Source organism: Pseudomonas sp. SA195 (genome assembly GCF_054131565.1).
Map to the genome: position 1 here is coordinate 4,312,671 of NZ_CP096392.1, position 13,758 is coordinate 4,326,428.

The following is a 13,758-nucleotide window of genomic DNA, read 5'->3' on the forward strand; positions in this document are numbered from 1 at the left end:
CTCTCAATTCATCCCGGGCAACTGGATCTGAGCGCGCACGTCATCCATCGGCACGGCGGCCAGGGGCGCCACGACCCCCTGGTTGCGCAGCAGGGAGCCACTGACCGCCTGGATGCGGTAATGGCTCAGAGCCTCGCTATAACGCACGTCCTCGAGACGGCGCGCAGCGGTGAACAATTCGTTCTCGCTGTCGAGCAAATCCAGCAAGGTGCGTTCACCCAAAGTGAACTGCTGCTGGTAGGAGTCGCGTACCCGACTGCTGCGGCTTACATAGTCCTCAGCGATGGGAAGTTGACGACGCGCATTGTTAAGCGCATTCCATGCCAACCCCATTTCTTCGGTGAGCATGCGCAAGGCATTGTTGCGAATGTCCATCGCCTGACCGACTTGGTTCGAGCGAGCGCGCAGGTCAGCACTGTTGCTACCACCAGCGAAGAGGTTGTAACGCATGCGCACCATGGCCTGCCATTCGTTCTCGTGCCCATTTACGCCGTCGATGTCGTTGTTGGCGCCCGTCGCGAGCTCAAGCGAAAAGCGCGGGTAGAATTCGGATTTGGCGGCCTGCACCTGTGCCTCGGCTGCATTTACATCCGATTGCGCCGAACGCAGCTGCGGATTCTCGATCAGCATCTTCTCCCGGGCCTGCTCGAAGCTCTGCGGCAACTCCACCGCGGCAAGCGTGGGGCGACTCAAGTCCTGCGGCATCTGGCCGACCAAAGCAAGGTAGTTGATCTGGCTATCGGCAAGGTTGGTCTGTTCTGTAATCAGATTGTTGCGCGCCTGGGCAAGACGAGCTTCGGCCTGATCAAGATCAGCCATACGGCCGACACCCTGCCGGCTGCGCATATCGATCTGGTCGTAGATGCGCTCGTGGTTGCGCAGGTTTTCTTCGGCCAGGCGGACCAGGGCTTCGCGCCGTAATACGTCCAGGTAAACCTGCGCAACATCCAATGCAGTCCGCTCTGCGCTGCCCAACAATTCATAGGCACGAGCATTAACTGTAGCGCGCTGGCGATTCACTTCGCTGGAGGTGGCGAAACCGTCGAACAGCATCTGCTGCGCAGTCAGGCTCGCCTCACCGCGATTCAGAGTGCGATAGCCATGATCCTCACCTTGACGAGTACTCACGCTATCGGTGCCTTCACGGCCATAACCCGCGACGACATCCACCCGCGGCAAATAACCGCCTTTCGCAGAACGCAGCTGTTCTTCAGCCGCCATACGGGCATGTACGCCCGCGCTGATTTCTGGGTGAGTGTCGAGGGCGCTGCGCATCGCCTCTTGCAGAGACTGCGCCTGAGCGGCAGCCGAGACGGCGAGAAACAGGGGAAGCACCAGGGCGAAAGGCTTCATGAGGCGTATTCCGAAAGAGTTGAGCGAGTGGCAAGGCCAAGGCGGGTTACGAGCTGAATCGGCACGCGATATCGCTACTGGTTGAGCGTCTGCGCCTTAGGGAGAATCGCGCCTGATATCACAGTGACATCATTGAGCACATTGTTTAACATCACACTATCTGGGGTCAATAGATTGACCTCCCGCTCGTCGACTTTTTTAAAGCGTCAAAAAAATACTAGTTACTTCTGCCTGCTGCGGCGGCACTCTATCAGTCGCAACACCGGCTTACATCTACCACTCGGAGCAAAGAGCATGAGCTCTAATTACGTCATCGTTAAAAGCGTTATCGGCCAAGCTTTTGCCATTTCGTCGGATGGCGTCCGTCGCGCTTTGCTCGAAGGGGACCGGCTGTTTACGGGTGATCAGGTTCTTACCGAACCGGGCAGCGCAGTAACGCTGGAACTTCCGAATGGCGAGCTTGTAAGCGTTGGGGAATCGGCATCGTGGCAAGCCGGCGAGTTCGCCGAGGCCAGTCCGGTCGAACCCATTTCCGAGCTGGAACAGGCCATCGCTGATGGCTTCGACCCGACAACCGACTTAGAAGCAACCGCTGCTGGCCCCGGGGCAGGCAGCAGCGCCGGCAGTTCCGGTGGCGGCCATACGGCGATCGTTCTGGATGAAACGGGCGAACAAGTTCAGGCGACCATCGGATTTCCGACGGACGGCTTGACCTCGGCGGCATTTGAAACTGCTGAAGAAAACGGGACCTCTTCAACTGTTTTTGTCGATACCGTCGCGCCCGCCGCACCAGCGGTTTCTCTGGAACTGGACAGCGGCAGCAGTAATGGTGACCGCATTACCAACGACGGCGGCCTCGTACTCGCAGGCATAGAGCCTGGTGCGACCGTTGAATACAGCACCGATGGCGGCCAGACCTGGACGTCGACCTTCACGCCAGTCGAAGGCAGCAACACCGTTTCCGTACGCCAGACCGATGCAGCCGGTAATACCTCCGCAACCACCGCCGTCAGCTTCACTCTCGATACTCAAGTTGCCTCGCCTATCGTTGCCCTGCAGGCCGACAGCGGCACAAGCGACTCGGATCTCATCACCAACTCCGGCGCATTGATCATCACCGGCCTCGAAACCAGCGCCACCGTCCAGTACAGCACCGATGGCGGTCACACCTGGACGTCGACCTTCACGCCGGTCGAAGGCGGCAACACCGTTGCCGTACGGCAAACCGATGTGGCCGGCAACACCTCCGCGGCCACCACCGTCAGCTTCACCCTCGATACTCAAGTCGCCTCACCTATCGTTGCCCTTCAGACCGACAGCGGCACAAGCGACTCGGATCTCATCACCAACTCCGGCGCACTGATCATCACCGGCATCGAAGCCGGTGCTACCGTTCAGTACAGCACCGATGGCGGCCAGACCTGGACGTCGACCTTCTCGTCAGTCGAAGGCAGCAACACCGTTGCCATACGCCAGACCGACGTGGCTGGCAATACCTCCGGCGCGACCAACGTAAGCTTCGTGCTCGACACTCAAGCACCAGCGATAACTGCCGGCCAGCAATTCACCTATGACGAAAACCAGCCGGCAAACGCCGTGATCGGTAGTGTCAGCGCACAAGATACTGTTGGCGTTGTTGCGTTCCGCTTCGCGGACAGTGGCAACAGCACGAGCGCTGACGGCTATTTCCAAATCGACAGCCTAGGCCGTATTACCCTGACCCAGGCGGGCGCCACGGCCGGCGTCAATGACTTCGAGCAGGCACCCAATAGCCATGGCTACGCCATCGAAACCATAGACGCCGCCGGCAATGTCTCCTCCGCTAACGTCACGCTGTCCGAAGCCAACGTGAACGACAACGCACCACACGCCGCTGACGACTCGCTGCAAGCAGTTGAAGACACTCCCGTTACCTTCCTGGCCAACGAGTTGCTGGGAAACGACAGCGATGCCGACGGCAATGGCCTGACCATCGCAGGCGTCACCAGCGGCGTGGGCGGCACGGCCGTGCTCAACGCCGACGGCTCGGTGACTTTCACCCCAGATGCCAATTTCAATGGCACGGCTGATTTTTCCTATACCGTCAGCGATGGCACTCACATTTCCGCGCCCGCGACCGTGACGGTCGATGTTACAGCCGTGAACGACGCACCGGTCGCCGAGGCCTCGCTTGGGCATGCCACCGAAGACAGCGGCGTGGTGGGAGGCCAACTGACCGCTAACGAAGTCGACGCTGGCGACAGTCTGAGTTTCGATCTCAACGGCACTGCCCCGGCCGGCTTCACCCTGGCCAGCAACGGCACCTGGACGCTGGACACTAGCGATGCGGCGTACCAATACCTGGCCAAGGATCAATCGCTGACTCTGCAGGTCCCATTTACCGTTACCGACGCAGCTGGCGCGAGCAGCACTAACAGCCTTACGCTGGTCATCACCGGCACCAACGATCTGCCGGTAGCCCAGGCGGCCAGCGCTACTGCCATCGAAGGTGCAACCACATCCGTTGGTGCGGTAAGCGATGCTACAGATGGCTCGGCGATCGTCCTGACCGTCACCACAACCAACCCAGGCGAAGCCGTCAGCTTCGACTGGCAATTCGCAACCTCGGACTATCTACCCTTCAACGACTTTGCCTTCGTGCAGGTCAATGGGCAGCCAGTTCAACTGCTGAGCAACGTCGCCAGCGTCGGCGATGGCGGCAACTCGGGTACCCAGGGCTTCAGTTATCAGTTCAACTCACCCGGCACCTATACGCTGGTCATCGGCGTTGCTGATGCCAGAGACGGCGGTATTGATTCCACCCTATCGCTAAGCAATCTGTCAGCCAATGCCACACTGAGCCTCAGCGCCGGCACGGTAACACCAACAGCCAATGGCTGGACGCTCACGACCAATGGCGTCAACAACGCGGATCTGTCTGGCCTCCTGCAGCTGGGCACGGTCAGCGGCCAACTCGTCGCCACTGATGTCGATCAGGGCGCAACCTTGACCTTCAGCGTGAACGGGATTGCCCCGGCAGGCTTCAGCTTGTCTAGCGATGGCCGTTGGACCTTCGATGCGACAGACAGCGCTTACGACTCGCTCGCGGCGGGCGAGACGCAGGATCTGGTTGTTCCCTACCAGGTGACCGACGAACACGGCGGCGTAGGCGCGAGCACGCTGACCATTACTGTCACCGGCACCAACGATGCGCCGGTTGCCACGGCGACCACCGCCTCGACCGCCGAAGATGCCCCGGTGATCGGCGGCACGCTCGCTGCCAGCGACATCGACGGCGATACGCTGACATACAGCCTCACCGGTAGCGCGCCGGCCGGCTTCATACTGAACAGTGACGGCACCTGGAGCCTCGACCCAAGTGACGCTGCCTATCAGCACTTGCCAGACGGCGCTTCGATGACATTGACCGTGCCGTTCATGACTACTGACGGCACGCTGTCCAGCAGCAGCACGCTGACGATCACGGTCACTGGCGTGAACGACAAGCCCGTGGTCACCGAAGCGGTTGCTGCAGCCAGCGAAGGCGATGGCGTGATCTCCGGCGAGCTCGTGGCGACCGACGCCGACGACGGCGCCGTTTTGACCTATGAAACAAGCGACAACGTCGCTGGCTTCACCCTCGGCAAAGACGGCAGTTGGAGCTTCGATAGCAGCGACGCGGCTTATGACTATCTAAAGGCGGGTGAAGAGCTTGTCATTCAGGTGCCGGTCACGGTTACCGATGAGCACGACGCCTCGACCCAGACCACCCTGACGATCACCCTGACCGGCACAAACGATGCTCCGGTCGCTAATGCAGTGGCCGTCAGCGGCGCCGAAGACCAGGCTGCGCGCATCCCAGTGACCCTGTCCGGCAGCGATGTGGATGGCACGATCTCAGGTTTCACCATCGGCTCGCTGCCCGAACACGGCACGCTCTACTCAAGCGCCAACGGCGGCGCCGCACTGGAGGTCGGCGATCAGGTCACCGGCCCGGTGTATTTCGCCCCGGCAAAAGACTGGAACGGCAGTACGACGTTCGAATACAGCGCGGTCGACAATAATGGCGCTTCGTCCGACCCCAAAAGCGTCACGCTGAACATCACGCCGGTAAACGATGCGCCGGTTGCGGCTCCGACCACCGCCAGCGCTGTAGAAGATGCGCCAGAGATCGGCGGCAAGCTGACAGCAGCCGACGTAGACGGCGACATCCTGAGTTACAGCTTGGTCAGCCCAGCGCCGGCTGGCTTCGCCTTGAACACAGACGGCAGCTGGGCGTTCGACCCGAGCGACGCCGCCTACCAGGCGCTGGCCGAGGGCGAGACGCGTATTATCACCGTGCCGTTCAGCGCTACCGATGGCAGCCTTTCAAGCAGCAGCACCCTGACCCTGACAGTGACCGGCACCAATGACGCCCCGGTAGTCAGCGGCGCCATCACTTCCGGTACCGATGAAGACGCAGCACCTCAGACCGTCAACCTGCTTGGCAATGCCAGCGACCTCGACACGACCGATGTGCTGAGCATTACCGGTCTCCAGGAAACCAGCGGCAACGACGCCAGTGGCGTGACTTTCGACGCTGCCAGCGGATCGCTGCGCATCGACCCGAACACCTACGGTTACCTGGCTGTAGGTGAAAGCCTCACCCTTACCTACGAGTACCAGGTGGCAGACGGCAACGGCGGCTTGGTTGATACCAGCGCGACCATCACCATTGATGGCCGTAACGACGCGCCTGTCGTTACCGCTGCCATAGACACGGCCAGCCATGAAGATGCTGGCACCTTCAGCGTCGATCTGCTGGCCAACGCCAGCGATATCGACAAGAGCGACGTGCTTGGCATCAGCAATCTGAAACTGGTGGGCACCGGCGACACCGCGGGAATCAGCCTGTCAGGCAACGCCTTGCAGGTCGATCCGAGCGCCTACGGCTATCTCGCAGCCGGCGAAAAGCTAGCGCTCACCTATAGCTACGACGTGGTGGACAATAAAGGCGGTGTCACGCCCACAACTGCCACCGTCACCGTCGAAGGGCGCAACGATGCGCCGCTGATCAATAGCACGCTGCAGACGGGCACCGTGTCAGAGCGCGCCGACCGGACCGTCGGCGAGAACGCGGGAACGCTCTCGACCAGCGGTGACTTTGGCTTTACCGACGCCGACCTGAGCAACAGCCATACCCTCAGCAGCCAGTTGATCAGCGCGACCGACGCGGACGGCAAGCCGGTTGCGGCTCTGGGCGAACTGATCGCCTCCCTTGCCGACAGCGCTCAAGGTGACGGGGTCGGCTCGGTGCACTGGGACTACAGCGTGGCGGCAGACGCGCTGGATTACCTCGGCGCCGGCGAAACCATCACCCTCGTCTACCGCGTATCGGTAGCCGACGACAGCGCGGCTACCGCAAGCCGTGATGTCACCGTCACGCTGACCGGCAGCAATGACGCCCCGATCGTCAGTGGTGCCGTCAGTTTCTCAACCAACGAAGACGCCCCGAGCTACACCCTCGACTTGCTACAGAACGCCACGGACGAAGACGCCAATGACGTGCTGAGCGTCAGTAACCTGCAGTTGGTTGGCAGCGGGAACACCGCAGGCATCACATTCGACGCGGCCACTAACAGCCTGGCCGTCGACCCTTCCGCCTACGATTACTTGGCCGCCGGGGAAAAAGTCGTCCTGAACTACAGCTACGACGTCAGCGACTCAAACGGCGGCGTTACCCAGGCCACGGCCTCGATCACCATTGAAGGTCGTAACGACGCTCCGGTAGTTACCAACACGTCCGTCACCGTCGCCGAGGAAAGTACCGGGACGCCGCTGCAGATCACCGCACCTACCGATGTCGACACGAGCAACGTTCTGAGCATTACCGTGACTGGCTTGCCCGATATCGGGCGCATCACCCTGAACGATGGCACGACCGTACAGAACGGCCAGACGCTCACGCTTGCCCAATTGCAGGGGTTGAAGTTCGACGGCCCGGCCGACTACAGCGCTGGCCAGCAGGTCGGTACCTTCATCTACAGCGTCAGTGATGGGACCACCAGCGTTGTCGGCAGCGTGGCTCTGGCGGTCAACCCGATCAATGACGCGCCGGTTGCCAATGACGACCTTGGCGTCATCAGCGGGCTGAAAGGTAGCTATTACGCATACAACGATGGGATTGATGGCAGCAATCTGGGCAGCCTGGCGCAAGCGACGGCCTTCATTGCCACCCACCAACCGAACGCTACCTTTATCGCTACCCGTCTCGATTATGGCAATGGCGTGAGCAACGACCTCGGCAGCGACGGGCAACTGCAGCGCTTCCTCGGCTCGGACGCCGCCTCGCTGAGCAACGATCCGGTTAACTCCTCGGACGCCATCATCAAGCTTGCCGGTGACATCAACCTGAACGCCGGCACCTACCAGATTCGTGTCCGGGCTGACGATGGCTACCGGGTCCTGATAGACGGCAAGGTCGTCGCCGAATACAACGCCAACCAGAGCACTACCACGCGCGACGGATCCACTTTCCAGATAACCGAAAGCGGTCCGCATCAGATTGAAATCGTGTATTGGGACCAGGGCGGAGCCGCTCAGCTCAAGGTGGAGCTGCGCCCTGATGGGGGGAACTACAGCGTCGTAGGCGGTAGCCAGATCAGCCATGCGGACAATGCCTCGCTGGTCACCAACGAAGACACCGCACTGACCATCGACCCATCCGTACTGCTTGGCAACGATGTCGATGTGGACGGCGACGCGCTCTCCATCATCAGCGTACAGAACGCCGTGAACGGCACCGTCGCGCTGGTCGATGGCAAGGTGGTCTTTACGCCTGCTGCCAATTTCAACGGCAATGGCTCGTTCAGCTACACCGTCAGTGACGGCAAGGGTGGTAGCGACACAGCGTCGGTTACCGTCGGCGTCAAGCCTGTAAACGACGTACCCACCGCAGCGAACCAAACGCTGGTCATCAACGAAGACACGCCCGTCAGCGGGAAGATTGTCGCCACCGATGCAGACAACGACACGCTCAGCTACACGCTGCTGACCGCTGCCAGCCACGGCTCGCTGGCTCTCAACACCGCAACGGGTGCCTACACCTACACACCGGCGGCCAACTACAACGGCGCCGACAGCTTCACCGTGCGCGTCAGTGACGGCAAGGGCGGTTTGGTCGACAGCGTCGTCACGTTGGGCATCACACCGGTTAACGACACCCCTACTGCCACGACGCAGGTACTCAGCACAAACGAAGACACACCGGTCACCGGCAAGGTAATCGCGCAGGATGTCGACGGCGACACACTGAGCTATCAGCTCATTGGCGACGCCAGCCACGGCACGCTTGTCATCAATTCAGGCACCGGCTCTTTCACCTACACGCCTGCAGCCAATTACAACGGCACCGACAGCTTTACCGTGCGTGTCAGCGATGGTAGCGGCAGCTTTACCGACAACGTTATCGCCATCGGCATCAATGCCATGAACGACGCTCCGGAAACCGCCAACCAATCTCAGGACGTTGCCGAAGACGGGCAACTCGACGGGACCATCACGGCAACCGACGTCGATGGCGACACGCTCGCTTATACGCTCGTCAGCGGCCCGCAGAACGGTGGCCTGCTGCTCAACACCGAGACCGGCAGCTACAGCTATCGCCCGAACCCCGGCTACAACGGCTCCGACAGCTTCAGTATCAGGGTCAGCGACGGCAACGGGGGCACGGTAGTCAGCAAGGTCGACGTAACCGTGCAACCGGTCAATGACGCACCCGTGGTGACTCCAATTGCCCTGGCGGCCATGGCCGAAGACGGCAGCATGGTCATCACCTCCGAGCAACTGCTGGGAGGCGCGACCGACCCGGACGGTGACAGCCTGACCGTCGTCGACCTGCAGGTAGCCAGCGGTAGCGGCAGCCTGACAAGCAATCCGGACGGTACCTGGACGTTCACGCCTGCCAAGGACTGGAACGGCAACGTCAGCTTCGACTTCGGCGTCAGCGATGGCAGCGTGACGGTCGCCAACACGGCGAGCCTGGTCGTAAATGCGGTCAACGATGATCCGTTCACCGCCACAGACAGCGCCACGACCCTCGAGGACACCGCCGTCACGCTCGATGTGCTCGCAAACGACCGCGACGTGGACGGCGACACCCTGACGCTGACGGGCGGCACCGCCGAACACGGCAGCGTCTCTGTCGTCGACGGCAAGCTGGTCTACACGCCTGACGCCAACTTCAGCGGCACCGATACCATCACCTACAGTGTTTCCGACGGTCAGCAGGGTACTGCGACCGGGACCGCTACGGTCTCGATCGGCGCCGTTGCCGATGCACCGACATTGAGCGCTGCCCAGCCAACCGACCGCCCTGCTGCTACCGGCCTGCTGTTGCAGAGCTGGAGCGGCCTGGCTCTCGGCAACAGTGGCACCGGAGCGGCCGCCGCCACGCTGAAATCAGTGATCGACGCAGCCGGTACGCCGAGCAGCAGCGCGACCCTGAGCGATGCACACCTGGACAGCGTCACCGCGGGTGTTGCCAACAAGCTCACGGGCCTCGTCTACCTGGAGGCGGGCCAGACCTATACCTTCAGCGGCGTCGCCGACGACAGCGTTGCAATCGTCGTGGGCGGCACCGCTGTCGCCTCTGCCACCTGGGGCGGCAGCAATGGTCAATTCAGCGGCAGCTACACGACGGCTGCTAGCGGCTATTACACGCTGGACATTTACCAACACAACCAGTCGGGCCCCGGCAATCTCGATGTGAACGTCCGTGTGGGCAACGGCGTGGTTCAGGACCTCTCCAGCCTGGCGCTCTACACCCAAGTCTCGGATCTCACCGGCGAGGGCGTGCGCATCTCCGAGCTAAATGGAGCCGACGGTAAGGGCTACTACGCCGAGTATGGCTATAACGAAGGCGCCGAGGACACAGCGATTCCGCTGTCGCGCCTGGAAGCCGCACTGGTCGACCGCGACGGCTCCGAGACGCTGAGAGTCGAGGCCTCGCAGATCCCGACCGGCGCCAAGCTGAGCGACGGCACGCATGAGTTCACCGCAACCGACACGCTGAACAGCGTGGATGTGAGCGGTTGGAATCTGGCCAACCTGAACGTCACGCCTGCCGCTAACGCCAATGGAAACTTCACCCTGAAGGTGACCGCAACGGCAACCGAATCCACGGGTGATAACGCCAGCACCAGCCTGGACCTGCCGGTGACGGTATATGCCGTTAACGACGCGCCGACCGGCGCCGATAACCTGATCCAGACGACCGAAGATACGCCGCGCAGCTTCAGCGCCGCTGACTTCAGCTTCCAGGATATTGATGCCGGTGACAGCCTGCGGGCGATTCGAATCGACAGCCTGCCAAGCACCGGCAGCCTGACGCTCGGCGGGCAACCGGTCACGATCGGCATGCTGGTTACCACCGCGAACATCGCTTCGCTGCTGTATTCACCGGCAGCCAACGATAACGGTGACAACACATTTACCTTCTCCGTGCAGGATCAGAGCGGTGCATTCTCTGCGTCGTCGAATACTCTTACGGTCCGCACCCTGGCCGTTGACGACGCGCCTGAGCTCGCCAACATCACCGTCTCGATCGCCGAGAACCAGCCATCCGGCGTGACCGTAGCCGACCTCAGTGACCACTTCACCGGTACCGATCTCGACCGCGACGGCGAGGCGCTGAGCTACAGCATCACTGGCGGCAACGAGGCGGGCCTGTTCAGCATCGATGCCAATACGGGTGTCATCACCCTGGCGAGCGGCAAATCCCTGGATTACGAAACGGCGATCAGCCACCAGTTGCAGGTAAGCACCAGCGACGGACACAGCAGCGCGAGCGCCGTGGTCACGGTGAACGTAGGCAACGTCAATGACAACGGCGTGGTACTGATCGATAGCGATACCGCCGACAACCGCGTCATCGAGAACGCGGTGACCGGGACCCGGGTAGGCATCACTGCACTGGGCACCGATGCCGATCGCGGCACTACGGTGACCTACAGCCTGCTCGATACCGCCGATGGCCGCTTCGCCATAGATGCGACAACCGGGGTGATCACTGTTGCCGATGGCAGCAAGCTCGACTACGAGACGGCGATCAGCCACACCGTGGTCGTGCAGGCCCTCAGCAGCGACGGTAGTACGCAGACGGCGAGCTACACGATCGCCCTCGGGGATGCCGACGACACCGTGCCCGTGGTCAATGCTGGGCAGAATTTCAGCTACGGGGAAAACCAGACCCTAAACGCCGCGGTCGCTCAGGTGGAGGCGAGCGATAATGTGGCCGTCACCGGCTACCGCTTCAGCAATGGCACACAAGTCTCCGACGACGGGCTGTTCCGCATTGATGACAGTGGCACGATACGCCTGACCGCAGCCGGCTCCGCAGCCACGTCAGCGAGCAACGACTACGAAACTGGCAGCAACAGCTTCACACTTCAGGTCCAGGCACGGGATGCGGCAGGCAACCTGTCGCCAGCAACGGATATCACCCTTAACGTGCAGCCGGAGCCCGGACTTATCCAGATCGGCGGCGGTGGCAATAACAACGGTGACAACGCCATCAATGGCGCCAATGGTAATGATGTGTTGCTCGGTGACGTGGGCGGTACGCTGACTACCGTACAGCCGGCGACGAACTACAACGTGGCCTTGCTGGTAGACGTCTCCGGCAGCATGTCCACCGCGCGCATGACGCTGATGAAGGACGCACTCAAGGCGTTTGTCAGCGACCTGGCAGGCCATGACGGTGTGATCAACATCACGCTAATCAGCTTCTCGACTGGCGCTCAGACTCTACTGACCATCCAAGATTTCGACAGCGCCAGCGAGGTCAGCGCGCTGCAGGCCGCCATCAACAACCTCAGCGCCAACGGCAACACGAACTACGAGTCCGCTTTCAATGCCGCCACGTCCTGGCTGAGCGGACAGCCTTCGTCGGGCTATCAGAACCTGACCTATCTGCTAACCGATGGCGACCCAACCGCCTACATCGACGCAAATGGCAACACCAGAACGTCAAGCTCCACTACCGCCACCGTTTTCGAGAACGCGCTCGATGGCTTCGCGCCGCTGAGCGCGATCAGTCAGGTGCACGCCATCGGCATCGGCAGCGGAATCAACGAAACGTATCTGAAGTTCTTCGACAATACGTCCGCCTCGAACGTCGCAACCGTCACGTTCGGCACCGTAGACAAGACAACTAGCTTGGCGACCTTCGATGGCAGCGCGCCGGGTCCGTTGGGTTCAGGATCAAACTGGGCCGGTGGAAGCATTTCGAATGGTGCGCTGCAGGTAACCGGCACTGCGACCAGTAGTATTTTTGCGGTGGAGGGCGACTCACGACTCAGCTTCGCTCTGTCCACTGCGAACTGGCGGAGCAACGGCAACGGCCGTGACACTTTGCTATGGGAGATTCAACAGCAGGCCATCGATTCGAAGGGCGCCGTGACCTGGACAACCGTGCAAAGCGGCACGAGCACCGGCACGATTAGCTCCGCGACATTGACCGCTGGCGAATACAGACTGGTGTATAAAGTCCAGGATAACTCCAGCAACAGTAGCACCGCCACGCTGCTGGTCGACAACATCAATTTGACCACGCCTGTACCCGTCGCCTACACCGCCCCCGTGGGCAACGTCGAAATCGCCAATAGCGCCGCCGACCTTCAATCCGCCCTTCATGGTGGTTCGAGCAGCACCAGCCCGGTCTCGGTGGGCAATGACACAGTCAGCGGCGGTGCCGGCCACGACGTGATCTTTGGCGACGTGATCAACACAGACGCCCTTCCCTGGGGCGTGGATGGCAATCCGGTGCGCCCATCGGATCTGCCGGACGGCTCGGGTGTGAACGCACTAAGCCGATTCCTCGAGCTGAAAAGCGGCAGCGCACCGACCGACCAGCAGCTGTACGACTACATTCGCGCTAACCATGAGCACTTCAATGTTGTTGGCGACACGCGTGGCGGCAATGACACGCTCGATGGCGGTGCCGGCAACGACATCCTCTACGGCCAGGGCGGCGACGACATTCTGATTGGCGGTGAAGGTGACGATATCCTCTATGGCGGCACCGGCAGCGACACCTTTGTGTGGAGAGCCGGCGACTTGGGACAGGACGTCGTAAAGGACTTCAACATTGGTGAAGGGGATCGTATCGATCTGAGCGACCTGTTAGCCGATATGGATAACAGTTCTTCGCTGGATGCTTACCTGCGCGTGGACACAACCACCTCTACGCTACAGATCAGTACCACTGGGCAGCTCGACCAGGGTGGCGCTGCGGATGTCTCCATCGCCCTGCAAAACGATGGGGCAGCGATCAACCTGGCCAGTTATGGCGGCGACTCGGCGGCGATCATCGACTCGCTTATCGCCAAGCAAATCGTCCAGGTCGATCACTAAGGGTGACGCACGGATACCCGCAAGCGCGTGCTT

At 61.3% G+C, this 13,758-nt stretch carries 2 protein-coding genes; one reads left to right on the plus strand and one right to left on the minus strand.

Annotated features, from left to right (window positions below; translation table 11 throughout):
• Nucleotides 1-3: 3 nt before the first annotated feature.
• Nucleotides 4-1,353, minus strand: a complete 1,350-nt coding sequence (locus M1D78_RS20180) for a TolC family outer membrane protein (protein ID WP_437421726.1) — start codon at nt 1,351-1,353, stop codon at nt 4-6.
• Nucleotides 1,354-1,647: 294 nt separating this feature from the next.
• Here M1D78_RS20180 and M1D78_RS20185 point away from each other — a divergent pair, with 294 nt between their 5' ends.
• The gene (locus tag M1D78_RS20185) at nt 1,648-13,725 is read left to right on the plus strand and encodes a retention module-containing protein (RefSeq protein WP_437421727.1); all 12,078 of its coding nucleotides are present in this window, start codon (nt 1,648-1,650) and stop codon (nt 13,723-13,725) included.
• Nucleotides 13,726-13,758 lie beyond the last annotated feature (33 nt).

Excerpts from the sequence above, each read along its gene's own strand:
- M1D78_RS20180 (WP_437421726.1), bottom strand. The coding sequence starts at position 1,353 with ATGAAGCCTTTCGCCCTGGTGCTTCCCCTGTTTCTCGCCGTCTCGGCT.
- M1D78_RS20185 (WP_437421727.1), top strand. The coding sequence starts at position 1,648 with ATGAGCTCTAATTACGTCATCGTTAAAAGCGTTATCGGCCAAGCTTTT.